The organism is Actinoplanes sp. G11-F43 (genome assembly GCF_050589265.1).
Taxonomy (GTDB): domain Bacteria; phylum Actinomycetota; class Actinomycetes; order Mycobacteriales; family Micromonosporaceae; genus Actinoplanes.
Window position 1 is genome coordinate 1 of record NZ_JBNZCE010000037.1, and the last position, 23,480, is coordinate 23,480.

20 protein-coding genes are annotated in these 23,480 nt (G+C 70.4%); 10 read left to right on the forward strand and 10 right to left on the reverse strand.

Annotated elements, in window-relative coordinates; translation table 11 throughout:
• Positions 1–16 precede the first annotated feature (16 nt).
• On the reverse strand, positions 17–1,234 hold the full coding sequence (locus ACQ0O7_RS35330; RefSeq protein ID WP_430788900.1) for an ISAs1 family transposase: 1,218 nt from the start codon (positions 1,232–1,234) through the stop codon (positions 17–19).
• A gap of 943 nt (positions 1,235–2,177) precedes the next feature.
• Positions 2,178–3,155: an AbfB domain-containing protein gene (locus tag ACQ0O7_RS35335; protein WP_430788902.1), complete on the reverse strand. Its 978-nt coding sequence runs from the start codon at positions 3,153–3,155 to the stop codon at positions 2,178–2,180.
• Positions 3,156–3,366: 211 nt separating this feature from the next.
• Between ACQ0O7_RS35335 and ACQ0O7_RS35340 the strand changes: the two genes are divergently transcribed.
• The 3 genes from ACQ0O7_RS35340 (at position 3,367) to ACQ0O7_RS35350 (ending at position 6,044) form a co-directional block, all read left to right on the forward strand.
• Positions 3,367–4,371 (forward strand): hypothetical protein, encoded by a 1,005-nt coding sequence (locus tag ACQ0O7_RS35340; protein ID WP_430788904.1) that lies wholly within the window; start codon positions 3,367–3,369, stop codon positions 4,369–4,371.
• Positions 4,368–4,973, forward strand: a complete 606-nt coding sequence (locus ACQ0O7_RS35345; RefSeq protein WP_430788906.1) for a class I SAM-dependent methyltransferase — start codon at positions 4,368–4,370, stop codon at positions 4,971–4,973. The genes ACQ0O7_RS35340 and ACQ0O7_RS35345 overlap by 4 nt, the downstream gene beginning before the upstream one ends.
• Before the next feature lie 72 nt (positions 4,974–5,045).
• Entirely contained in the window at positions 5,046–6,044 is a 999-nt protein-coding gene (locus tag ACQ0O7_RS35350; RefSeq protein WP_430788908.1) for a glycoside hydrolase family 6 protein, read from the forward strand.
• 1 nt (position 6,045) lies between these two features.
• Here ACQ0O7_RS35350 and ACQ0O7_RS35355 read toward each other — a convergent pair whose 3' ends face one another.
• Both ACQ0O7_RS35355 and ACQ0O7_RS35360 read right to left on the reverse strand, forming a co-directional pair.
• Positions 6,046–7,995: a galactose oxidase-like domain-containing protein gene (locus ACQ0O7_RS35355; RefSeq protein ID WP_430788910.1), complete on the reverse strand. Its 1,950-nt coding sequence runs from the start codon at positions 7,993–7,995 to the stop codon at positions 6,046–6,048.
• Complete coding sequence (locus ACQ0O7_RS35360) at positions 7,992–9,554, reverse strand: glycosyltransferase family 2 protein (RefSeq protein ID WP_430788912.1); 1,563 nt, start codon at positions 9,552–9,554, stop codon at positions 7,992–7,994. The genes ACQ0O7_RS35355 and ACQ0O7_RS35360 overlap by 4 nt, the downstream gene beginning before the upstream one ends.
• Before the next feature lie 352 nt (positions 9,555–9,906).
• Here ACQ0O7_RS35360 and ACQ0O7_RS35365 point away from each other — a divergent pair, with 352 nt between their 5' ends.
• Positions 9,907–10,170 (forward strand): hypothetical protein, encoded by a 264-nt coding sequence (locus ACQ0O7_RS35365; protein WP_430788914.1) that lies wholly within the window; start codon positions 9,907–9,909, stop codon positions 10,168–10,170.
• Between the two features lie 43 nt (positions 10,171–10,213).
• Here ACQ0O7_RS35365 and ACQ0O7_RS35370 read toward each other — a convergent pair whose 3' ends face one another.
• Positions 10,214–12,178 carry an acyl-CoA dehydrogenase gene (locus ACQ0O7_RS35370; RefSeq protein WP_430788916.1) on the reverse strand — a complete coding sequence of 655 codons (1,965 nt, stop codon included), beginning with the start codon at positions 12,176–12,178 and terminating at the stop codon, positions 10,214–10,216.
• Positions 12,179–12,409: 231 nt separating this feature from the next.
• Here ACQ0O7_RS35370 and ACQ0O7_RS35375 point away from each other — a divergent pair, with 231 nt between their 5' ends.
• Together ACQ0O7_RS35375 and ACQ0O7_RS35380 are read left to right on the forward strand one after the other, a co-directional pair.
• Positions 12,410–12,709 carry a hypothetical protein gene (locus tag ACQ0O7_RS35375; RefSeq protein ID WP_430788918.1) on the forward strand — a complete coding sequence of 100 codons (300 nt, stop codon included), beginning with the start codon at positions 12,410–12,412 and terminating at the stop codon, positions 12,707–12,709.
• Positions 12,706–13,536: a hypothetical protein gene (locus ACQ0O7_RS35380; protein ID WP_430788920.1), complete on the forward strand. Its 831-nt coding sequence runs from the start codon at positions 12,706–12,708 to the stop codon at positions 13,534–13,536. The genes ACQ0O7_RS35375 and ACQ0O7_RS35380 overlap by 4 nt, the downstream gene beginning before the upstream one ends.
• A gap of 22 nt (positions 13,537–13,558) precedes the next feature.
• Here ACQ0O7_RS35380 and ACQ0O7_RS35385 read toward each other — a convergent pair whose 3' ends face one another.
• Both ACQ0O7_RS35385 and ACQ0O7_RS35390 read right to left on the reverse strand, forming a co-directional pair.
• Positions 13,559–14,194 (reverse strand): sigma factor-like helix-turn-helix DNA-binding protein, encoded by a 636-nt coding sequence (locus ACQ0O7_RS35385; protein ID WP_430788922.1) that lies wholly within the window; start codon positions 14,192–14,194, stop codon positions 13,559–13,561.
• Positions 14,195–14,523: 329 nt separating this feature from the next.
• A complete protein-coding gene (locus ACQ0O7_RS35390; RefSeq protein ID WP_430788924.1) occupies positions 14,524–15,435 on the reverse strand; it encodes an isocitrate lyase/PEP mutase family protein in 912 nt (303 codons plus the stop codon).
• Between the two features lie 128 nt (positions 15,436–15,563).
• On the opposite strand from ACQ0O7_RS35390, the gene ACQ0O7_RS35395 reads away from it, so the two are divergent.
• Positions 15,564–16,364 (forward strand): IclR family transcriptional regulator, encoded by an 801-nt coding sequence (locus tag ACQ0O7_RS35395; RefSeq protein ID WP_430788926.1) that lies wholly within the window; start codon positions 15,564–15,566, stop codon positions 16,362–16,364.
• A 29-nt stretch (positions 16,365–16,393) separates the two neighbouring features.
• A complete protein-coding gene (locus tag ACQ0O7_RS35400) occupies positions 16,394–17,026 on the forward strand; it encodes a DUF2461 domain-containing protein (protein WP_430788928.1) in 633 nt (210 codons plus the stop codon).
• A gap of 913 nt (positions 17,027–17,939) precedes the next feature.
• Here the strand turns inward: ACQ0O7_RS35400 and ACQ0O7_RS35405 are convergent.
• Both ACQ0O7_RS35405 and ACQ0O7_RS35410 read right to left on the reverse strand, forming a co-directional pair.
• Positions 17,940–18,593: a response regulator gene (locus ACQ0O7_RS35405; RefSeq protein ID WP_430788930.1), complete on the reverse strand. Its 654-nt coding sequence runs from the start codon at positions 18,591–18,593 to the stop codon at positions 17,940–17,942.
• A complete protein-coding gene (locus ACQ0O7_RS35410; protein WP_430788932.1) occupies positions 18,590–19,798 on the reverse strand; it encodes a sensor histidine kinase in 1,209 nt (402 codons plus the stop codon). Before ACQ0O7_RS35410 ends, ACQ0O7_RS35405 begins: the two co-directional genes overlap by 4 nt.
• A gap of 132 nt (positions 19,799–19,930) precedes the next feature.
• Here ACQ0O7_RS35410 and ACQ0O7_RS35415 point away from each other — a divergent pair, with 132 nt between their 5' ends.
• Together ACQ0O7_RS35415 and ACQ0O7_RS35420 are read left to right on the forward strand one after the other, a co-directional pair.
• On the forward strand, positions 19,931–20,866 hold the full coding sequence (locus tag ACQ0O7_RS35415; protein WP_430788934.1) for an ABC transporter ATP-binding protein: 936 nt from the start codon (positions 19,931–19,933) through the stop codon (positions 20,864–20,866).
• Positions 20,863–21,621: an ABC transporter permease gene (locus ACQ0O7_RS35420; RefSeq protein WP_430788936.1), complete on the forward strand. Its 759-nt coding sequence runs from the start codon at positions 20,863–20,865 to the stop codon at positions 21,619–21,621. Before ACQ0O7_RS35415 ends, ACQ0O7_RS35420 begins: the two co-directional genes overlap by 4 nt.
• A gap of 516 nt (positions 21,622–22,137) precedes the next feature.
• Here ACQ0O7_RS35420 and ACQ0O7_RS35425 read toward each other — a convergent pair.
• Positions 22,138–23,427 (reverse strand): hypothetical protein, encoded by a 1,290-nt coding sequence (locus ACQ0O7_RS35425; protein ID WP_430788938.1) that lies wholly within the window; start codon positions 23,425–23,427, stop codon positions 22,138–22,140.
• Positions 23,428–23,480: the final 53 nt, after the last annotated feature.

Genomic DNA, 23,480 nt, shown 5'->3' on the forward strand with positions numbered 1-23,480 from the left:
CACGGTCGTTTCAACATCATCCGGTGAGGCCGAGGATGGTGAATGGCCTTGTCATTTCGCGGTTGGCCCAGCGGGTTGCTTCGGTGATGTCGGTGCGGCCGGCCAGGCGTAGGGCGTTGATGGCGAGGTTGCGCAGTGAGGCCAGGACGCGTGGTCCGGAGCGGGTTCGGACGCGGGAGTGGTCCTCGCGGTAGCAGGTGTCTCTGATGAAGTGCAGGGTTTCGATGGCCCACTGGCCACGGTTGAATGCGGCGATCTCGGCTGGTCCGGCGGTTTCGGCGGGGTGGCTGGTGATCCCGAGTTGCGCGACCGCGGACTGTTTACCGTCACTTGCGGTGACGTAGCGTTCGATCAGCCAGACCTGGTTGACGTGCGGGAACGGCAGGCCGGAGGGTGTGGGCAGGATCCGGATGGTGCGGCGGGTGGTGCGTCCGTGCCCGGTCTCGGTGTTCTCGTGACCGATCGGCGTGGTGGCCCAGGGCAGGGTGTCGAGGGCGTCGAACAGGGCGGCCCGGTTCTGCTTGACCGGGAACACGAAGTGGCCCCCTTGCTGGTGGATGAGCTCGGCGGTGGCTTTGACGGTGTGCAGGGCGTCGGCGGTGACGGTCACGTCGCGCAGATCGAGGGTTTCCAGGAGGGCGCGGGCGGCTTCGGGTTCGCGGGTCTTGGCGCCATCGGTCGGGGTCTGGGCGATGATGACGGCGGCCGGGTCCGGTCCGGGTGCGCCGGTCAGGGCGGACAGCAGGTGCAGTTGTTCGCCGCCGGGAGCGGCGGAGCCGCGGATGGTCTTGCCGTCCAGGCGGATCTGTGACGGTGTATCGCTGCCGGTGGGAGCCTCCTGACCGCCGCTGGCGGCGTGCTGGGTGGTGGTCCACGCGGTGATCACCGCGTCCAGGACGTCGCCGTCGGTGTCGGTGCAGACCCGCCACAGCGTGGAACGTGACGGTCGTCCGGCCGGCCGGGCCTCGGCCCGCAGGTACAGGCTGTCGAGGATGTCGGTGGGCACGTCGGCGACCCAGCCGCTGATCGCGGTGTAGCCCTTGAGCCCGGCGACGGTGGCCGCCGCGACCAGCGCGAGCACGACCGCGACCGGATGATCACGGCCCTGATCGGAGCGGCTGTCGCCGACGGCGAGCAACAGGTCGAGCAGACCATGACACGAAGGCGTGAACGAGACGTCCCCGGACGGCGGCACGAAAGACGGATCGGTGATGAGGATGGCAGACTGCGGCACGACGAAGCTCCGTTTGAACCAGATCCTTGAGAAGACCTGGACTCAACGGAGCTTCGTCCATATCCGACACGCCAACGCAGGCACCGTCACTCACCGCCACTATCGATCATGAAACGGCCGTGATCTCTGCTGAGCGAGTCGCCCGCGCGAGGGATTGACCGCAAGTGATCAGGCAGCCGAGAACAAAACTCTTTTCCGGTGGTAAAGCCTCCAAGATCGGCTACGGGAGAGGTTCCTATCGGGCAAATCGGGCGCGAGTGGTCGTCGATCGATGAGAAGAGGGCTCAAGGCGGTGGTGAATCGGCCAGAGGCGGCCAGAAAGTGATTGCTCGCGCGGGAAAGGAAGCCGCGAGCAGGTCGTAGGCCAGAGGGGAAGCTCGACATCCGGTCAAGCGCCGGGGCGACCTGACGCTGTAGACCGGATCGGTCGATCGAGGTCGGGCCGGAGCGTGTCGTGAAGCCGCTGCCTCGGGCGTGTCCGGTGCACCGTGACAGCTCGGGTGTGCCTGGGCCGTGGGTGTTTCCGGTGTGCTGCGACGGCTTGGGCGTGTCAGGTGTGCCGGCGCCCTGGGTTTTTCCGGTGTGTCGTGACGGCTCGGGCGTTTCCGGCGTGCCGGGGTAAAAGGTCGAGCGAGTGCCTGAAGTCCGGAGGTGTGCCGTGAGGCCGCTGGCTCATGCATGGGCGGTGCGGCGGGGCAAAAGGGGTAAACGAGTAGTGCGAGTGCCGGGTGGTGCGAGTGCCGGGTGGTGCGAGTGCCGGGTGGTGCGAGTGCGAGGTGGTGCGAGTGCCGGGTGGGTGGGTGAGTGGTGGGTGGGACGGAGTGAGCGTGGGTGGGGTGGGGTGAGCGCGGGTGGGCGAGTGGTGGGCCGGGCGGATGTGCGTCGGCCCACCGTTCGCTGGGGGTGGCCTGATCGACCCGGCTGGATGGGCCAGCCGGGTCGATCAGAGTGCGGGGCGCGGCTTGACGGCCAAGGCGTTCGCCGCGGACGTCTCGTTGATCTTTAGGCGGTTACCGTCGGCGACCACGTGGCTGTTCGGGAAATTCGCGGAACGTAACGCCAAGGCGGCGCCCTCACGAATAGTCACCGTGCAGAATGTGGCGTCCTCTCGGAATAGACGGGTGCGGTCGATACGGTCGAGACGAATTTCGAAGTTGCGGTGTCGCAGATAATACCCGGGAAAGTTTACAGATTCGAAGGACACGCAGCCTTCCCGGGTGAGGCCGGATCGAACCCGGAAGTTCGAGTCAGCTCTGGCGGTATCGCTGCTCGTCGATCCTATCCGGTCCAGGCGGCCACGGTAGTCGTAGTGCCGCACTCTTTCGCCCGGTTGGTCGACGGATTCCAGGCCGACCGTGGTGCCGACCGTCAGGGACACCGGCGGGGCGGCCGGCGCTGTGGTCCCGGTGGGTTCGGGCTTCGCCGGGGCGGAGGTCTTCTTCGATGTGGAGGGGCTGGGGGCGGCCTTCGGCGACTGGCTGATGCCAGGCGTCGAGGTAGCGGAGAGTGAGGTCGCGGAGGGTGACGGTTCCACGCTGACCGGCACGTCAGTGGGGGTCTGGCCGGCGGCGGGGGTCAGCTCCAGCGGGGGCGGGGGCACGTCCTGGGGGAACGTGAACTCCGCGGCGACGGGGGCGGGCTTGCGTGCGGCGTCGATGACGACCGCTACCGCGGCGGTCGCCGCACAGGCGAGGCAGAGGGCCGCGACGAGGACGAGGCGGGGACGCATCGTCCCGGACTCGCGGACGCGGGCGAAATGGTCACGTGGTGTGGGGCGCCCGCTGAGAGCGGGTTGTGCGGTCGGCCGGATCGGTGCGGTGGTGTCGCCACCGGCCGAATACGGCGGAATCCAGCCGCCTACCCGCAAGCTGTTACGGGTGTTGTCTTCCGGCATGTAATTCGCTTCCTGGGGAACGTTCACATAGGTACTTAATTGTTCGATAAGGATCTACCCGACCAGCGGTCTCCGGGGCAAGTGGAAACGCTGTACCAATTGGCGTGGGAGCGCTACCAAATGAACCGCCCGGCGTTCGCGTCCGTACCTCCCGGGAGCCCTGGAGGAGAGCAGCGTGGACAGTCCAGCCGTACCGGACGCCGGTCGCACCGGTACTGACGTACCAGATAAGCCAGAAATGCCTGATATCTCGGGATTCTGGCCGGATGCGCCCCACCGGGTGGGGCCGCCCGCCGACCACTACGAACTGGAGGGTGCGGAGGCGACCCGGACCGATCCGGCCTGGCAGCCCAAGGTGGACAGCCGGCCCACCGTCGAGCTGAGCACCGGGCGCCCGACCATCGAGTTGCACATGCTCGGCCGCCCGCCGGTCAAACCGCGCCGCCCGCTCGGCCGGACCGTCGCCGCGGTGGCCGCCGGGCTGGTGGCGGTCGGCCTGGCCGCCTGGATGGCGAAGGGGTCGCCGTCCACGCCGTCGGCCGCGCCGGACCCGGGCGCACCCACGTTCGTGGCGCCGGACCCGGAGAATGGCCCGGACCAGGGGAACTCGCCGGTGGAGATCGAGACCACACCGCCCGCCCCGGCGGCCCCGGCGGCGGCCACCTTCGAGCTGGTCGACGGCACCACCGACCTGACCGTGACGATCGGCGACACCGGCGAGGCCTGGTTCACCGCCACCGCCCCGGACGGCGGCGCGGTCCGGCCGCGGGCCGAGTTCGGTGACAGCGGCGTACGCCTCTTCGTCGACAAGATCAGCGAGACCGGCCCGGCCCGGGTGGACGTCAAGCTCAGCCCCGAGGTGGCCTGGTCGGTGCTGATGCGCGGTGGGGTGCGCACCGGCTCGTTCGATCTGACCGGCGGCCGGATCGACCGGATCGACCTGCTCGGCGGGGCGGCGGCGATCGACATCGCGCTGCCCGAGCAGAACGCCGTCGTGCCGGTGCAGATGTCCGGCGGGGTCAACGACTGGCGGATCAGCACGGCCGATCAGATCCCGGTGCGGGCCACGCTGCGCAACGGGGCCGGCGCGGTGGTGCTCTACGGCGACCGTACCCAGGGGGTGGATCGGGGCAAGGTGCTGACCGCCACCGACGGCACCGGTGGGCTGGACGTGATCGCCGACGAGGGAGTCGGCACCCTGACCGTGACCGCGGCCCGGGCCACCGGGACAATCGGCGGGTGACACGAGCAGCAGGCGACGCCGTACCCCCGGAGACCAGTGTCTCCCTGGACCACTTCACCGGGCTCTACCTGGCGAAGGACGACCCGTGGGACATCGGTGTCAAGTGGCACGACCTGCGCAAGTTCGCGGTCACCATGGCCAGCCTGCCGCGGGAGCGTTACCGGCGCTGCTACGAGCCGGGTGCCTCGATCGGCACGCTGAGCCGGATGCTTGCCGCGCGCTGCGACGAGGTGCTGGCCACCGACAGTGTCGAGGAGGCGGTCCAGCTGGCCCGGGAGAACACCGCGGATCTGCCGAACGTCACCGTCGAGCGGGCCGAGCTGCCGGCCGGCCTGCCCGGCGGTGAGTTCGACCTGATCGTGGTCGGCGACCTGCTCTACTACCTGTCCGCCGACGATCTGGCGGCCACCCTGACCGGGCTGACCCGGTGCCTGGAGCCGGGTGGCGACCTGGTCGCGGTGCACTTCCGGGACCGGGAGAACGGCGGCACCTACGACGGTTTCAACGCGCACGCCGCGCTGGCCGCCACCCCGGGGCTGGAGCCGGTGGTGCACCACGACGACGAGTGGTTCGTGCTGGACGTGCTGCGCCGTCACCCATAGGGGTGATAGCGCCCGAACGCGCGGTGTGCTGATAAAAGATCAAGTATGCCGGGCCGGGTACCGTTTGCCCGGATGAGAAGGTTACCTGCGCTCTGTTTTCTGGCAGCGATGGCCGTTCTCGGCGGCTGCACCTCGGACAAGAAGCCACCGGCACCGGTGGTGACTCCCGCGCCGCCGCCGGATGCCGCCGGCTTTTTTGTGGAACCCGACGCCCCGGCCGTCCAGCAGGTGGCGGTCTGGGAGGCGGAGGGCCGCAGCACCGACGCGGCGGCGCTGCGCCGGATCGCCGAGTCACCGGTGGCGGTCTGGTTCGCCAACGCCGACCCCGGTTATCAGGACCGGGCCCGGCGGCTGGTGAGCACGGCTGCCGCACACGGCCGGACCGCGGTGCTGGTGCCCTACTGGGTGCCGCAACGCGACTGCGGTGGGCATTCCGGCGGTGGCGCACCGGACGCGGCCGCCTATCGCGCCTGGATCGGCGAGCTGGCCACGGCCGTACGCGGCAATGATGTGGTGGTGATCCTGGAACCGGACGCGGTGCCGCATCTGATCGACGGGTGCGTGTCCGGCCCGGTCGCCGAGGAGCGGTACACGCTGCTCGGCGAGGCGATCGCGGCGTTCAAGCGGGAGCCGCGGGCGAAGGTCTACCTGGACGCGGGCAACCCCGGCTGGATCAAGGACGTGGACCGGGTGACCGCCACCCTGGAGCGGGCCGGGGTGCGCCAGGCCGACGGGTTCAGTCTCAACGTGGCCAACTTCGAGACCACCGAAGCCAACATCGCCTACGGTACGGCCATCTCCGACCGTCTCGGCGGACTGCCCTTCGTGATCGACACCAGCCGCAACGGCAACGGGCCGGCGCCGGTCGACGCGCAGGACTCGGAAGGTCACTGGTGCAATCCGCCGGGCCGGGCGCTGGGCCCGGCGCCGACCACCGATACCAAGACGCCGAGGGTCGACGCCTACCTGTGGATCAAGCGGCCGGGCGAGTCCGACGGGGCCTGCCTGCCGGACGCGCCGCCCGCCGGTCAGTGGTGGCCCGAGTACGCGCTCGGGCTCGCCACCAACTGACCTATTTGACGCGGACCCAGCGCGCCCGGGAGGGCGCGCCCTTCTCGTCGACCAGGAAGAGCATGTACCACCCGGAGGGGACCAGCCCGGCCTTCTCCGGGACGGTCACCGTCACCCCGCCCGGCGCCCGGCGTACGTCCAGCTCGATCGACCGCTGGTCGACGTCGGTGCCGTGGGTGACCGCACTGGGCCGGACCAGGCGGGCCGCGCTGATCCGGGCGGCGTCGCCGGTCGCGTACTGGGCGCTGCGCCCGCGTTCCACGGTGCGCGGCCCGCCGCCGAGGGCCGGACGCCGGCCCTGGAACAGGTACGGCGGGCTGTAGATCTCGATCCGCTGCTCGAACTTGCCGGGGTTCTTCCCGGTCACGTCGTAGATCGGGTCGCTGCCCATGGTGACCACCCGGCCGTCCGGCAGCAGCAGCGCCTCGGAGTGGTAGTTGCGCCCCACCGACGGTGCCGCGGCGGTGCGGAACTGCTCGCGTTCGGGGTCGAAGATGTGCGCGGTGAGCAGGTCACTGCGGTTCCTCCCCTGGTACGGCCCACCCCGGTACCCGGACGAGCCCCCGCTGGTGAACACGGTGTCGTCTGGCAGGACCACGGTGTTCAGGTACCGGGTCGGGGCCGGCAGATCGGGTCCGGGCCGGTACCGCGGCTGTCCGGCGTTCAGGTCGGCGATCGCGGTCCGGGCGGTGGAGACCGGCGAGTCCCCGACCGCGCCCCCACCGAGGATCATCACCTTCTGGTCCTGGGCCGGTGGCAGCATCACCGAGGCGCTGGTCTCGGTCATGTTCGCGTCCTTGAGCCCGGGTACGGTGCGGAACCGGTTCTTCTCGACGTCCCACAGGCCGGGGGTGCGGCCCTCGGTGTCCGAGCCGTAGCCGGCGTTCGAGCCGGAGAAGAAGAGCCTGTCGTCCTCGGTGAGGAACAGTGCCGGATAGGTGGGGAAGACCCGGTCGAGGCCGGGCGCGTCCACCCACTCACGGTCCTTGACCCGGTAGCGCTCGTTGTCGCCGGGCAGCATCCGGCCGAACTCGTCGAGCCCGGACACGGCCAGGATGTCGCCGTTCGGCATCGGGGACAGCGTCGGATACCAGCGGTGCTCGACCATGTCGCCGGTACGGACGTACCGCTCGGCCACCGGATCGAACTCGTACGACGTCCGGTCCCCGCCGTACTCCTGCTTCTCCCGGGTGATCTTCTCGGCGATGCCGTAGAGGTTGCGGGCGTCGGCGCCGGTCAGGCCGTCGATCGAGTACTGGCCGGGCTTGTCCACCACCGGCGTGTCCCCGGCCTCGGCGGCGTCCACCCACACCTCGACCTCACCGGCGTGCACCATGGTGTGCGCGCCGTGGGTCACCTTGCGGGCGGCCGGCACCGACACGTCGGCGCGGGTGACGTACACCCGGCCGTTGCCGCCCTGGAACCGGGTGCCCTTCGGGAAGGCGCGCGGCCCGCCGTCCGGGGACTCGTTCTTGATCTTCATGACCCCGGCGGCGAACTTGATGTCCGCCTCCAGCACCTCGTACGACTTGGTCCCGCCGGCCACCAGCAGATTGCCGTTGGGCAGGAAGGTGTGCCCGGCGCAGAACAGGTCGGTCGGGGTGTGCACGTCCTTGAACGTGTCGGTGCGCGGATCCCACAGGATGCTACGGAACGTGCCGGCCTCGAAGTTCTCCCGGTTGTTGCCGGAACCCGCGATGATCAGCACCTTGCCGGTCCGCAACATCGCGGCGTGGATGGCGTTGACCTTGAACGCGCTGGGCACCCGCAGCATCGACCAGTGCCCGTACCGCTGCTTGTACTCCTCTCTGTTGATCGTGAATTCGTGATAGCGATCGGCGGCGAAACCCACCAGCGGTTTGTTGACGATCACGACAGCGGCCATCAAGGGCACCGTCACCAGCATGGTGAGCACCCGCCGGGCCAGCGACGGCCGCCTGCGCGGGCTCATCGGGCCAACTCGATCATCAGTGGTTCCTTCTCTTCGGGGACTGCTTGCGGGGGAGTGCCCCGGCGTAGCGTCTGGAGCGCCCAGATCGCCGGGGGAGTGAGGCAGAGGGCCAGGTTGAGCGACGGCCACAGCCACATGAAGCCGTGCGCGTTGCCGGTCAGTGCGGCGACCACCAGCAGGACGGCGTAGAACAGCGCCCATTTCAGATGGGTACGGAAGGTGAGCAGGCCGTCCGGGCTGGCCGAATCACCCTTCGGGGTGACCACGAACCCGGCCGTACGGCGCAATACCGCCTGCAGGAACGAGGTGACGTAGATCGGCGCGCACAACGTGGACAGCAGCATCCCGGTCAGCCCGGACGATCCGGCGTCCTCGTGCGGGCTCACGTTGTGGGTGCGGTTCCACAGGTAGAGGCCGACCTGGAACAGGGCGGCGTCCACGTACAGCATCAGCCAGACCTGCTGCGGCACCTCGATCCCCTTGACGCCGAGCGCCACGTGCAGGGCCGCGGTCGCCGCGCCGAGCAGCCAGGCCACCGCGGTCAGCGGGTAGTACGCCATCAGCAGCAGGTAGTGCAGGGTCCGCCGGACGCCCAGCCTCGGCACCATCCGCAGGAACCCGGCGACGAACACCTCGTCGGTGCCCCGGGACCAGCGGTGCTGCTGACTGAAGTAGTCGGTCCAGGTGGACGGGCCCTCACCGACGGCCAGCACGTCCGGGGTGTAGACCGACTTCCAGCGCCGGCGGGTCAGCGGGTTGCGGGCGCTGTGCTGGGCCAGGCTGGTGGCCATGTCCTCGGTGATCGAGTCCTGCAGACCACCGATCGACTTCAGCGCGCTGATCCGGACCGCGTTGTTGGTGCCGACCAGCATCGGGATGCCCAGCTTGTTGCCGGCCCGCTGGAGCAGCGAGTGGAACAGGTACTGCTGCGACTCGGCCCACTTGGTGATGACGTTGTCGTAGTTGCCGTAGATCTGCGGGCCGATCACGAACGCCACGTCCGGGTCGCGGAAGTATCCGAGGAGCCGTTCGCAGAAGTTCTCCAGCGGCACATGATCGGGGTCGACCGAGACGAAGACGTCGTAGTCGTCGCCGTGCCGGTCCATCCAGGAGTTGTAGTTGCCGTGCTTGGTCTTGGCCTTGTACGGGCCGGCCATCATGTTCCAGTCCGGCACCCCGCGACGGCTGAAGTGGTGCGCGCCCACCCGCCGGCACATCGCCTTGACCTCGGGATCGTCGCCCTCGTCGAGCAGCCACACGTGGAACCGGCCGGGATGCCGGATCCGGCCGGCCGCCCGCAGGGTCCGCTCCACCATCTCGATCGGTTCCTTGCCGGGCACGATGGTGGTGAGGAACGCGACCCGCAGCCGGCCGTCCGGTGGCACCGGCACCGGGTCCCGGGCGCGCAGGGTGGCCAGGCACAGCGTCACCACGTTGACCAGCCGGAACAGTTCGATCAGCACGGTCGCGGCGATCATGACGACGGCCACCGGGGCCATCCGGTGGCCGGACAGGTCCACTTTGGTGAGCAGCCATCCGAAGAAGACGCTCTCGAACATGAAGGCGAATGCCGCTATCAGAGTCGACCGGATCGGGCGTCTCCGGGACAACGGCTTCAACCGGATCTGGTACTCCCCCTCGGGGGCAGGTTCGGGATCACCGGCCAGGCGGCTGAAACCTTGATAATCCGGCAGACGGGATACAACACGCTTTCCGGTCACGGAGGCAAGATAGCCGGAATTCGTAAAATCCGGGCATATGTCGTACGTCGTTCGTGTCGTGTCTCAGCGCCGCGCCCAAAATTTCGTAGCGGTCAGTAACAGAAATCGTCGAACCGACGCGCCCCGTCATCCGTTCTCTCTGTCAGGCGGGGCGGAAAAGTCTCGTGGTCGACCCGACAAGGCGGTGGCAATGCTGATCCTGTCCCTTCTCATCCTGGTTCTCGCCGCCGCCTGCGTGCTCGCGGTGCGCGGGGTGCGGGCGGACGTGTCCGCTGAGGTGGAGGAGCCGGCCGTGCCGGAGGTCCTGTACGCGCCGGAGAGCCTCGAAGGTGTGCTCTGTGCTCAGCTGATGGACGGAGACATCACCCGCGGTCAGTACATGCGGTCGATGGCCGGCATCGCCGCACGGGACGAGGAGCGGCACCCGCTCGCCGTCCCCGGCTACGACAGCTGACGTTGAGTGATCGCCCGGTGCCCGCGAGGGCGGGCACCGGTGCTCATCCGGCCCGGACCGCGTCGTCCTCCTTGGCCATCGCCTCCTGCCGGGCCGGCTCCTCCCGCAGGATCGCCGCGTTCAGCCACTCCTCCGGCACCGCGAACGCGTCGACAAGCGTCCGCATGTGCGGCCGCAGCTCACGCAGCAGATCGTTGACCACCGCGGTGATCGCCTTGGACCGGGCCGGGGTCAGCCGGCCGTGCTCCAGGAACCAGGCCTTGTCCGCCTCGATCGTGCTCAGCGCGTACAGATCACACACCTTCGCCAGCAGCGCGCGCGCCTCCGGGTCGGTGGTCCGGTCGATCCCCGCGACGAACGCCTCCAGAGTGACCCGGTCGATGTGGGCGAGCGCCGTCGACAGCACGTGATCCTGCACGTCGTTGAAGATCGAGAACGGGTCGTCCTTCTTGACCGCCGCGCCCTTGCGGAGCCGGCGGATCGCCCCGTCCAGCAGGTGCCTCTCCCGGTCCTCGAAGACCGCCAGATGCCAGCCCCGGTCGGTGACCGCGACCTCCTCGTCCCGGCCCGGAGCCGCACTGACCAGCCGCTGGATCAGCGACCGGGCGGCGGTGCGCTCCAGCATCATCTCCCGCACCTGCTCGGCGACGAACGTGGCCCGGCCCCAGCCGTCCAGCGACCCGAACGCGTCCCGGTAGCCGGTCAGCAGCCCCTTCGCGACCAGCTGCAGCAGAACCGTGTTGTCACCCTCGAACGTGGTGAACACGTCGGTGTCGGCCTTGAGCCCCGGCAGCCGGTTCTCGGCGAGATACCCCGCCCCGCCGCACGCCTCCCGGCACATCTGGATGGTGGCGGTGGCGTGCCAGGTCTGCACCGCCTTCAGCCCGGCGGCCCGCGACTCCAGCTCCCGCTGACGGTGCTCGTCGACCGGGTCGGTGCTCGTCTGCACCTCACCCATGGTGACGGCGAGCTCCTCCTGAGCGAAGGCGTAGGCATATGACCGGGCCAGCGCCGGAAGCAGTTTGCGCTGATGGGCCAGGTAGTCGTTGAGGACCACCTCACGGTCGTCACCGGGCCTGGTGAACTGCCGTCGCGTGTCGCCGTAACGCACCGCGATGGTGAGCGCGCTGCGGGTGGCCGCTGCCGCCGCCGCGCCGACGGTGACCCGGCCCCGGACCAGGGTGCCCAGCATGGTGAAGAAGCGGCGGGTGTCGTTCTCGATCGTGCTGCTGTACGTGCCGTCCGGGGCGACCTGCCCGTACCGGTCGAGCAGCATCTCCCGCGGCACGGTCACGTGATCGAACGAGATCCGCCCGTTGTCGACACCGAGCAGCCCCGCTTTCGCCCCGGCGTCACCGATGGTGACACCCGGCATCGGCTCGCCGTTCTCGTCACGGATCGGCACCAGCCAGGCGTGCACGCCGTAGCGTTTCCCGCCGGTGATCAGTTGCGCGAACACGACAGCCATCCGGCCGTCCTTCGCGGCGTTGCCGATGTAGTCCTTGCGCGCCGCCTCATGCGGGGTGTGCAGGTCGAACGTCTCGGTGGCCGGATCGTAGACACAGGTCGTGCGCAGCTGCTGCACATCCGAGCCGTGACCGGTCTCGGTCATCGCGAAACAGCCCATGAGATCGGCGGAGATGATGTCGCGCAGGTAGAGCTCGTGATGCCGGTCGGTGCCCAGTGACACGACGGCGCCACCGAACAGTCCCCACTGGACCCCGGCCTTCACCATCAGTGACAGATCGACCTGCCCGAGCATCTCCGCGGCCACCGTCGAACCGCCCGGATCAGCGGAACCGCCGTAGGCGACCGGGAACGCGGAGGCCACCCCGATGTCGGTCGGCAGCTCCCGGACCAGCCGGGTGATCCGCTCCCGGGCCTGCTCACCGGTCTCCCCGGGCACACTGACGAACTCGGCGCCGAGCCGCTCCCGCATGCTCCGCCGGATGTGCCCCCAGCGCCCGTCCAGCGCTTCGGTGAGCGAGGCGGTAACTCCGTTGATCATGCAACCCATATTACCCGCCAGTAACCTAAGCTGAACCCACCTGCGGGAAGGACCACAAAAACCATCCGCCGGTACGCCTACACCTCCCACCGAAGCCGACCCGTCCCGTGCCTACCCCGCGAGGCGACCGGTCCGTCCGGGCCGTGCCGCGACCGCCGGGCGTGAGCGATCCGTCACCGCTGGACCGCGCGCTCGTCGTGCGGGCCCGGTGACGGCCTCTAGGATGCGCGGATGGCCGTCATGGATGTCGAGAACCGGTCCGCGGGCCGGCTGGTGCTCTGGCTGGAACCGCTGGGCGAGGACTTCTGGCTGAACCCGGGCGAGAGCGTCCGAATCCTCTCCGATTACCGGGGTGAGGAGTCACCGTTCACCGTCGTCTACTGGGCTGACGAGAAGGACCGCGCGGCCGGCGTCGAGAACCTGACCGTCTCGATCGACCAGGGTGACTGCCGGAACACCACGGTGACCGACCGGTCAGGCACCACGTTGGACTGCGGCCACCAGCGTCCCGACGTGGGCGACACTCGATGACCCGAACGACTGACGGGACGTACATGCGGTTCAGAGGCGGCGTTCTTCTCCTGGCGACCCTGCTGCTGGCCGGCGCCTGCCGGGAACCGGATTCGTCCGGCTCTCCTCCGCCGGCCGGATCCGCCCCGCCGGCGGTTCCCGTCGATCCCGCCGCCTCCGCCCTGGTGAGTGCCGCCCCCAACGGCATCGAGAAGCTCGGCGCGGCGACGATCCTGAAGCGTGCCAAAGCGGCCCTGCGCGCGGCCCCGTCGTTCCGGTTCACCAGCGAGGGGTTCAGCGAGGAGGGCGGCCTGCGGCTGCCCCGGACGACGGACCTGCGGGTGTCCGGTGAGGACGTCCACGGCACCGTCACGCACGGCAGCCATCGGATGGAGTGGCTGTTCGTGGACGGCAACCGGTACGCGCGAGCGGACGCGGCGTTCTGGACCGCGACCTTCGGCGAACGCGAGGGCCAGATCGGCCGGGAACTCGTCGGCGACCGCTGGATGCTGGTGCCCCCGTCCCTCGACGGCCGGGTGATCACCGCGGACTTCGGCATCGGCGGCCTCCTCGACGACGCGTTCGACCCGGCGGGTGATCTCGGCACCGGTCCGCGGACCCGGGCGGGGGGAGTCCCGGTGATCACTCTGACCGACAGCCGGGACCCGGCGTCGGCGGTGCACGTCGCCACCGCCGGCAAGCCGTACCCGATCGCCTGGTCCGGCACCGGCGAGACCGGCCGGATCACCGAGATCGGCGTCCCGTTCCCACCCCTCGTGGCTCCCGCCGAGGACAACGTCTTCGAGTTGACGACCCTGACCGAGTCCGGCCGCCTGACCACACTGTGAACGCCGGCCACCATCTGCCGGTTCATCCCCGCGCCGCCGGTTCGTCGCGGCGCCATCGGCCGGGGTGGACCGTGCCGGAGGCTATCGCGGTCAGCTTGCCGGGGTTCGCCACGTTGTGGATGGCGCTGATCCGGCCGTCCGCATCCAGATCCAGGACCACCGTGGCGAGCACCCGCCCGGCCCCGGAGAAGACGATGCCGGAACCGCCGTTCACCCCGGCCACCACCGCTGACATGCCGGCCGCGGCGACACCCTCGTAGGACCGGCCGCCGAACGCCGCGAACCACGCCCCCACCCGGTCCGGCCCGGTGACCGGCCGGAACGCCTGCCGCACCTTGCCGCCGCCATCGGTCCACAACGTCACGTCCGGCGCGAGCAGTTCCATCAGGGTGTTGAGGTCCCCGCCGCCGGCCGCGGCCAGGAAACGCTCGGTCACCCGCCGATGCCGGTCCCGGGTGGCCGGGAACCGCGGCCGCCGCGCCCGCACGTGCTCCCGGGCCCGGTGTGCGGCCTGCCGGACGGTCTCCTCCGAGCGGCCCACCGCCGCGGCGATCTCGGCGTGACCGAACCCGAACGCCTCCCGCAGCACGAACACCGCCCGCTCCAGCGGGGTCAGGCTCTCCAGAACCAGGAGCAGGGCACTCGACACGGCCGTCACCGAGCCGGATCGTGCGGGCGGTCGCGTCGATCGTGTCCACCCGGGCGGTGACCAGGCTCGGACCCAGCACCTCCGGCAGGCTCCGGTGCTCGACCGGCTGGCCGGTGACGGCCTGGTGCAGCCGGAGCCGCTCGGTGAAATGCTCGTTCGCCTCCACCACGGTGATCCGCACGCCGCCGGGCCGCCGCCCGATCAGGCTGGTGGCCGCGGTCAGGCCGGCATATCCGGCTCCCAGAACGACGATCTCGTGCATCGGCGGCCACTCCTTCTCCCGGTGATAACCACGAGACGAGGTGAGGGCGCGAATCCGTGAACTGGAGTGGCACGGGTCACGTCTGAAGGTTCGCCGGGACGTAGCGGGCGTCCGGCGCCGTGGCCGTCTCCGGCTCGGTCAGCTCGGTGAACGCCGCCCACGGCATCCGGTCGACGGGTTCGGGACTGCCGGTCTCGGCGATCGCCCGGTAGGCGAGTGACGCGGCCCGCATCGCCGCCAGCAGCGCCGTCATCGGATGCAGCACCAGGCGGACCCCCGCGTCGGCGAGGTCGGCGTCGGTGGCCGGTTCCGGGCGGGCGGCGGTTCCGCTGCGATCCAGGACCAGCGGTACGCCGGGAAGCGCCGCGTGCACCTTGGCCAGGTCCGCGAGGGTGTCCACCCCCTCCGGGAAGACGGCGTCGGCGCCGGCCTCGGCATAGGCGCGACAGCGCACGATCGTCTCGTCGAGCCCGCGGGCCGGGTGGATCCTGGTTCGCGCGATGATCACGATCTCCGGCGCCTGCTCGGCCAGAGCCCGGATGGCCTCGGCCGTAGCGGTGATCCCGCCCGTCTCGGCGACTCCGGCCGTTGCGACGCTCCCGGTCAAGGTGCCCGACATCTCCCTCTTCTCGCTGGATCTCCGGCCGGGCCGGTCGGACAGGATCAGCCCTGAGACCCCGGCGCGGGAATACGCCAGAGCCGTCCACACCATGTGCGCCGGATCGCCGTAGCCGGTGTCCGCGTCGGCCAGCAGCGGCACACCGTCCAGTGCGGACGCCAGCGTGGACGCCCGGTCGGCGACCCGGGCGCCATGCGTGTGCTGCACGTCCGGCCGGCCCAGCATGGTCGCCGCGACGGCCGTGCCGGACAGGTGCACGGCCCGGTGCCCGGCCCGCACGGCGAGAGCCGCGGTGATCGGGTCGTGCACACCGGGCACATGAAGAACCCGGCCGGAGGCGAGGAGCGCGCGCAGTGCGGAAGCAGTCATGATCGGCTGTGTACCCCGATTCCGCCCCGGCCGCCACTCAGGCGTTGCGGGACAGCGTTTCGCACCGCGAAATCGCAGGCTAGAGTTCGGAAAAGTCCGTTCCGGTCGTGTTCCACGGGGGTTTCGCTGTGACAACGGGTGTCCTGAGAGAGGACGAGAGCCAATCCCGCTCCATCGCCGCCGTCGAACGCGCGATGGACGTCCTCCTCCACTTCGGCCGCACCGACCAGCCCGACCTCGGCGTCACCGAGATCGCCGCCGCTCTCGGCCTGACCAAGGCCGCCGTGCACCGCATCCTCACCGCGCTGCGCAGCCGCGACCTGATCACCGTCGACCCGGCCACCCGGCGGTACTCGCTGGGCCACGCCGCCGTCGCCCTCGGCCGCTCCTACCTGGCCCGCACCGACCTGCGCGCGCTGGCCGCCCCGGAACTCAAGCACCTGTCCGGGCGTGCCCGGGAGACCGCCGTCCTGTCCCTGCGGCGCGGCGACACCCGCCTCTACGTCGACCAGGTGGTGCCCGACCAGGAGTTACGCGTCGAGGTCAGCCTCGGCATCCCGGCCCCACTGCACGCCGGCGCCGCGGCCAAGACGTTCCTGGCCTTCCTGCCCGAGTTCGAGATCGACGGCTACCTGTCCCGGCAGGCGCTCCCGGCGATCACCGAGAAGACCGTCACCGACCCGGCGAGACTTCGCCGGGACCTGACGACGATCCGCAAACGTGGGTACGCGACATCAGCCGGCGAACGCCAGCCCGGCACCGCCTCGGTGGCCGCCCCGATCCTCGACCACGACGGGCGGGTGGTCGCGGTGCTCGGCCTGGCCGGCCCGGCGCCACGGTTCCGCCCGGAGCCCGGCACTCCCGTGATCACCGATCTGCTGGAGTCGGCGGCACGGGTCTCCGCCCAGCTCGGATACCGCCCGGCGTAGCCGTCCCGGGGCGGTGGCATGCTGGCCGGGTGACGTTCCGTGGCTGGCCGAGTGAGGCCCTGGAGTTCTACGAGGGTCTCGCCGCCGACAATTCGAAGACCTATTGGACCGCGCGTCAGGCGTTCTACGAGGAGCAGGTGCGCGGCCCCGGCCGGGAACTGCTCGCCGAACTGGAACCCGAGTTCGGCCCCGGCAAGATCTTCCGGCCGTACCGGGACGTGCGGTTCAGCCATGACAAGACCCCGTACAAGACGCATCTGGGGATCTGGCTGGAGTCCGGCTACTACGCGCAGCTCTCCGCCGACGGGCTGGCGGCGGGCGGTGGCATGTACCGGATGGCCCCCGACCAACTGGACCGATATCGCCGTACGCTCGACGACCCCCGCCTCGGCCCGGCCCTCCCCGACCTGCTCGCCGGTCTGGAGAAGGCCGGTGTCCGGATCCACGGCCACGACAGCCTGAAAACCTCCCCGCGCGGTTTCCCGAAGGACCACCCGAGAGCCGACCTGCTCCGGCACAAGGGCCTGACCACCTGGCAGGAGTGGGAGCCGGCCGCCTGGATGGGAACAGCAACCGCCAAAACCCGCCTGGTCGACTTCTTCCGAACCAGCCGCCCCTTGATCGACTGGCTGAACCACCACGTAGGCCCAGCCGCTAAGTAGCGAGCGCGCCGCCCCGGCGGCTGGACCGGCATGCAGGCCCGGCCGCCGGATGACGATCTCGGCGACCCGGCCGGACACCCTCACATCCGGCCGGACACCCCCATATCCGGCCGGGAGCCCCCGCACCCGGCACCGGGGAGCATCACATTCGGCCCGGAGAGCACCACTTTCCGGCCGGTGGCCTCGCGCTCGCCCGGCAACCACCACATTCCGGCCTGGAGCCCGTATTGAGTCTTCTGCTTGGTGGGGGTGGGCCTGTCGGGGACTCCCGCATTCGAGTGACGGGCCGGGTAGCGACTCCATCAAGAGCCGTCAGCCGCTGACGCCGCCCCGGCCCGTTCCGCTCCGTTCCGTTCCGGCCCCTTCCGTTCCGGTCCGTTCCGTTCCGGTCCGTTCCGTTCCGGCCCGTTCCGGCCCGGCCCGGCCCGTTCCGGCCCGTTCCGCTCCGGTCCGTTCCGTTCCGGCCCGCGCACTTTCCCGGTTCGTATGCGTTGGTCAGACCGGCAACGCCGGTGCGGGAACGCGACCGGTGGACCGTGATACCCCGCTGGGCCCAGGGCGTCTGCGCCTGCGAACGGCCGGCTACCGTGTGCCCGCACCGGTGCGGAGTGCAGTCACCCGGCCGAGGACTTGCGCGACACCCGGCCCTCCACCATGAAGAGGACTCTGTTCGCACGCGACCGTCGCATTTGCCCGGCGGTCGCCGGACGGTCCAGGGCGACGCCGGTCTCGCGTGGACCAGACAGGGCGTCCCGATCGTCGTGGAGCCGATTGGCGTACTCCCATCGGTTTTGAGAATCCACCCGCCCGCAGCCGGTCGCGAGCCTGCCGGGACGCGGACCGGGAAAGATTCGCCGGCGAGATCGCGTGGTGACTTCCGGTGTGGATCGCGCCGTTTCGCTCCACGCGGGTGTCAGCCGGAGCGGACCAGGCCGGAGCGGTAGGCCAGGATGACCAGCTCGATCCGGTTGCGGGCGTCCAGTTTGGTGAGCATCCGCGCCACGTGGGTCTTGGCGGTGGCCGTGCTGATCTGCAGACGCTCGGCGATCTCGGTGTTCGACAGGCCGTGCGCCACCAGCAGCAGGACCTCACGCTCCCGGTCGGTGATGCCGGACAGCGCCGGTGGCAGGTCGCGCTGTGGCTCGGGCCGCTCGGCGAACTCGCGGATCAGCCGCCGGGTCACCCGGGGCGCCAGCAGCGCGTCGCCGTCGGCGATCACCTGGATGGCGGTCAGCAGGTCGGCCGGTGGTGCGTCCTTGAGCAGGAAACCGCTGGCTCCGGCACGCAGCGCGGCATACACGTATTCGTCCAGGTCATACGTCGTCAGGATCAGCACCTTGACGTCACTGTGGGCGGCCACGATGCGCTGGGTGGCGTCGATGCCGTTGAGCCGGGGCATCCGGATGTCCATCAGCACCACGTCGGGCCGCTCCCGCGCGACCACCTCGACGGCGGTGACCCCGTCCCCGGCCTCGCCGACCACGGTGAGCCCCGGCGCGGTCCCGATCAGGACGCTGAAGCTGGCCCGGACCAGCGTCTGATCGTCGACGACCACGACCCGGGTCATGGCGCCGCGTCCGTGAGCGGCAGCCGCGCCCAGACCCGGAAACCGGACTCCGGTGGCGGCAGCGGCCCGGCGCTGAGATGGCCCCCGAACACCGCGACCCGCTCCCGCATGCCCAGGATGCCGTGCTCGGCACCGGATGGTCGCCCGGTGATGGTCGGTCGCCCGGGGCCGGGTGGCCGCCCGGTGACACGGGCGCCGTGGCCGCCGTCGCCACCGTGGCCGTCGTCGGTGACCTCGATGGTCAGTGCTTCCGGCAGGTAGTGCAGCACCACCTCGGCTCGGGCCGGACCGGCGTGTTTCACCACGTTGGTCAGTGCCTCCTGCACTATCCGGTACGCCGACAGCTCCAGCCCCGGCGGCAGCGCGCGCTGATCACCCCGGACCTGGACGTCGACCGGAACCCCGGCGGCGGTGGTCCGCTCCGCCAGCGTGCCGAGATCGGCCAGGCTGGGCATCGGATCCAGCTCCGGTCCGTCGCTGCCGTCCCCGTCGCCGCCGTGGTCGTCGTCGGTGCGCAGTGCGGTCAGCATCTGCCGCAGCTCGGCCAGGCTGCTGCGGCTGGTGTCCTCGATAGCCGTGAGTGCCCGCAACGCCTCCTGTGGTCGCATCTCGAACACATGCCGGGCCACCCCCGCCTGGATGGTGATCACGCTGATCCCGTGGGCCAGGACATCGTGCAGCTCACGGGCGATGTGCAGCCGCTCCCGGGTGACCGCCCGCTCGGCCGCCTGCTCGCGCTGACCGGCCAGATAACGCCGGTGGAGCCGGACCGCGATGCCGATCGCGCACGCCGTCACCATGGTGAGGCCACCGCTGAACGCCGGGCCGGCACCCGCCTCCAGGTCGAACCGGAAGGCCGCCAGATTGGCCAGCACGGTGGTGGCGACCACGACGACCGCCGCGCCGGCCGCGATCCACTCCGTCATCAGCAGCAGGATCGGGTAGACGGCCATCGCCCGGGCCAGGTCGGCATCACGGAGCACCCCGAACTGCGGTGCCAGCGCTGAGAAGAACAGCACCACACCGAAGACCGGGACCGGCCAGATCCGCCTGGCCGCGACCGGAACCGTCATCGACACCACCACCAGATAACCGAGCGCATCGTGCTCTGCGCTCCACAGCCCGACAGCAGTGAGCAGCGCCGCGATCATGCCGTCGATCGCTACCCAATGCCCCGGGCGCAACGGACGGGACTCCTTCGACACGCGCTCATGTTAGTCAGCGGGAGAGGGCGGGTCGTCAGCCCTGAGTCGTCATCCTCAGGGCTGACGGCGCCGTGCAGAGAGCATTCCGTGGGCCGATGACCGGGGCGTGCCCGGCGCGGCAGGCTTCACCGCATGCGAGCTCACACCATCGAGGTCTGTGGACTGACCAAGCGATACGGAGCGAAGGAGGCGGTGTCCGATCTGTCCTTCACGGTGCGGCCAGGCCGGGTGACCGGTTTCCTCGGCCCCAACGGCGCCGGGAAGTCCACCACGATGCGGGCCGTTCTGGGCCTGGACCGGCCCACGTCCGGGACGGCGATCGTGGCCGGCCGCCCGTTCACCGCGGCGGAGCGGCCGATGCGCCTGCTGGGCGCGATGCTGGACGCCGCGGCGGTGCACGGTGGGCGCACGGCGTTCCGGCACCTGCTCGGGCTGGCCCGCAGCAACGGCATCGGCCGGAGCCGGGTCGAGGAGGTGCTCGGCGCCGTCGGCCTCACCGATGTGGCCGGGCAGCGGATCAAAGGGTTCTCCCTCGGCATGCGCCAGCGGCTGGGCATCGCCGCCGCGCTGCTCGGCGACCCACCGGTGCTGATGCTCGACGAGCCGGTCAACGGGCTGGACCCGGATGGGATCCGCTGGATCCGCGGGTTCCTGCGGTCGCTGGCCGCCGAGGACCGGACCGTGCTCGTCTCCAGCCATCTGATGAGCGAGATGCAGGACACCGCCGACCACCTGCTCGTCGTCGGGCGGGGCCGGCTGATCGCCGACACCCCGATGGCCGACTTCATCCGGGCGAACGGCCGCGACCGGGTCCGGGTCCGCAGCCCGCACACCGCCTCACTGGTCCCGCTGCTGCGCGCGGCCGGGGCGGTGGTGGACCCACTCGACGACGGCGCGCTCGCGGTGACCGGCGTCGACAGCGACCGCATCGGTGACCTGGCCGCCGACGCCGGGGTGCGGTTGCACGAGCTGTCCCCACAGCGCGCCTCGCTGGAGGACGCCTTCCTGGAACTGACCCGTGACGCGGTGCAGTACCGCGCCGCCGAGCCGATGGGATCCGCCCGATGACCAGCTTCCGTGATGTCGTCGCCTCCGAATGGACCAAACTCTGGTCGGTCCGGTCCACCGCCTGGAGCCTGGTGGCCGCCGCCGCCACGGTCATCGGCGTGACCGTGCTGTCCGGCCGGGCCCTGCTCGGCTACCAGCCGGATGTCTCCTCCGCCGACGTGGTCGGTGTGGCGCTGGAGGGTGTCACCTTCGGCCAATTGGCCGTCTGTGTCCTCGCGGCGATGGCGATCACCGGGGAGTACGGGACCGGCATGATCCGGAACACCCTGTCCACGGTCCCGGCCCGGAGCCGCCTCCTGCTCGCCAAGGCGGCCGTCGTCGCGGCGATCGCGCTGGTCACCGGAGTGGTCGGCGGGCTGGGCTCGTTCCTGATCGCCCGGCTGGTGATGGGCGGCCCCGCCAGTGAAGTGAGCCTTGCTGACCCAGGCGTGTGGCGGGCGCTGACCGGGACCGGGCTCTACCTGGCCGTGCTCGCGGTGTTCGCCCTCGCGGTCGGGACCATTCTGCGGCACAGCGCCGCGACCCTCGCCACGCTGATCATCGGGGTGCTGATCATGCCGGTGGTGCTCACCCAGCTCGGCGCGGCGGGGAAAGCGGTGAGCCGCTGGTGGCCCAGCCATGCCGGATTCCAGCTGCTGCACGTCGACCGGCTCCCCGGCCAGCTCGCGCCGTGGGCGGGCTTCACGGTCTTCACCGCGGCCACCGCTGTCTTGCTCGGCCTGGCCGCCCTGCTCCTGACCCGGCGGGACGCCTGACCGGGGACGAGGTCTCGACGGTGGAAGGGCTGACGGTGAAAGGACTGACGGTGGAAGGACTGACGGTGGAAGGACTGACAGTGAGAGGACTGACAGTGAGAGGGCTGACGGTGAGGTCTTGACCGGGAGCGGGCGGGCGCATGTTGGCGGACTGGGTGCTCGCGTCGGCGGCCTGGGCCCGGCGTGGGCTCACCGTCTGGCGCGTGTGTGACGTCGTCGGGACGGGGCGGCGGACGTCTGAGCACTAGCCGGGCGGTGTGTGTGTTCGGCGGGGTTTCGGGGATGGGTTGACCCTGATGGCTGGTTGAGGAAGGTCGATTACCTGCAGAAACGTCGTGGAGACTGCGTCTGACCTGCCGTCGAACCAATCAACCATCAGGGTCTGAACCGAGCCACGAGTCGGCACACGAACGGAGACACCGAGCCCGGGAAGGTCTCCAGTGGGCCGATGCCGGATGTCCGCCGAGCAGACGAGCAGACGAGCGGATGAGTGGATTGGTGAGGTGGTTGGTGAGGTCAGTACTTGGCGAGTTCGGTTTCCAGAGTGGTGGTGATCTCTTTGACCCGGGTGGGGGTCAGGACCCGGTCGGCGCCGGTGTGGGTGGCTCGCCAGATGCCGGTGGCCGGGGGCTGGTTCTTGGCCGCGCATACGGCTACACGGCTCTCGCCGGGGGCCAGGGACAGGGGCACCTGGCAGGTCTTCACCGTCTTGCCCTTGCGGGTCAGGGTGATCGTTACCGACGCCTCCGTCTTCGCGCCCGACGGGACATAGGTGGCGGTCGGGGCGATTCGGTTGACGAAACCGATCCGGGCGGTGCAGGAGTCGGCGTCGCATGCTCGCAGCACGGTTCGGGTCTTCGCGGTGATGCGGGAACCGAGGTCGGCGGCCCAGGCCAGCTCGTTCGCGGTCTTGCGGAGCTGGGCGAAGAACGCGGTCCGGTCCGGTTCGTCGAGGGCGGCCGGCTTCAGGTCGTAGCCGGTACCGGTGACGCTGACCAGGGATGCCGGGTCGGTGATGCTCAGCGCGAAAGTCCGATCGCCGGCGGTGACCTGCTGCACGGCCACGTCACCGACGGTGGCCCGGGCGCCGGCGACCGGTGCGGCCATCTCGCCGGTGCCCGGTGCGGTCGTCTCGTCGGCGACCGGAGCGGTCGTCCCGCCTGTGGCCGGTGTGGCTGCTTCGCCCGTGGGCGGTGCGGTCGCGTCGCCGGTTCCAGCGCCGGGTGCGGCTGACTCGGCCGTGGCCGGTGTGGCTGACCCGGCCGTCGGCGGTGCGGTCGTGCCGCGGGTGGCGGGAGTGGCCAGGCCGGCGGTGAGGGCTGCGGGGCCGAACGTCTCGGTGAGGTCCAGGCCCAGGAAGGACTGGGGGACCAGGACCCAGCGGTTGGCGAACACGGTTCGGCGGTCGTCGGTGATTCTGCTCTGGGTCCAGAAGCCCTCGGCGGCCCGGATGAAGGCGCGGTCGCCGATCTCCAGGATCTCGCCGATCACGTCGGCTGACTTGATCGTTCCGAGGAGGGTGCCGTCCGCGGTCACCCGGGCGTCGATGTCGTAGACGGTGTCCTGGCCGCTCGCCGTGAACGTGCCGGTGTAGCGGGACGCCGGCGCCGCCGCCAACCCGGCGGCCAGGCCGGGCAGGGCGGCCACCGCGGCGCGGGCCGTCTCGGTCGCCGAGGCCGGCCGGTCGCCGCCGACCACCCGCGGGACCACGAACACGTTGAACGCGACGACGATGACCAGGGCGAGACCGATACCGGCCGCGACCACCCTGCGGCCGATCCTGCTCTTGGGCGCCTCGTCGCTCACTTTTTCGTCTCCTCGGGAGTTCGGCGGAAGCGATCAATCTAGTTGATCAACAA

Coding starts and splice junctions, on each gene's coding strand:
- ACQ0O7_RS35405 (WP_430788930.1), bottom strand. CDS start 18,593: ATGACCCGGGTCGTGGTCGTCGACGATCAGACGCTGGTCCGGGCCAGC.
- ACQ0O7_RS35355 (WP_430788910.1), bottom strand. CDS start 7,995: ATGAGCCCGCGCAGGCGGCCGTCGCTGGCCCGGCGGGTGCTCACCATG.
- ACQ0O7_RS35420 (WP_430788936.1), top strand. CDS start 20,863: ATGACCAGCTTCCGTGATGTCGTCGCCTCCGAATGGACCAAACTCTGG.
- ACQ0O7_RS35380 (WP_430788920.1), top strand. CDS start 12,706: ATGACCCGAACGACTGACGGGACGTACATGCGGTTCAGAGGCGGCGTT.
- ACQ0O7_RS35340 (WP_430788904.1), top strand. CDS start 3,367: ATGCCTGATATCTCGGGATTCTGGCCGGATGCGCCCCACCGGGTGGGG.
- ACQ0O7_RS35375 (WP_430788918.1), top strand. CDS start 12,410: ATGGCCGTCATGGATGTCGAGAACCGGTCCGCGGGCCGGCTGGTGCTC.
- ACQ0O7_RS35390 (WP_430788924.1), bottom strand. CDS start 15,435: ATGACTGCTTCCGCACTGCGCGCGCTCCTCGCCTCCGGCCGGGTTCTT.
- ACQ0O7_RS35360 (WP_430788912.1), bottom strand. CDS start 9,554: ATGTTCGAGAGCGTCTTCTTCGGATGGCTGCTCACCAAAGTGGACCTG.
- ACQ0O7_RS35350 (WP_430788908.1), top strand. CDS start 5,046: ATGAGAAGGTTACCTGCGCTCTGTTTTCTGGCAGCGATGGCCGTTCTC.
- ACQ0O7_RS35365 (WP_430788914.1), top strand. CDS start 9,907: ATGCTGATCCTGTCCCTTCTCATCCTGGTTCTCGCCGCCGCCTGCGTG.
- ACQ0O7_RS35415 (WP_430788934.1), top strand. CDS start 19,931: ATGCGAGCTCACACCATCGAGGTCTGTGGACTGACCAAGCGATACGGA.
- ACQ0O7_RS35370 (WP_430788916.1), bottom strand. CDS start 12,178: ATGATCAACGGAGTTACCGCCTCGCTCACCGAAGCGCTGGACGGGCGC.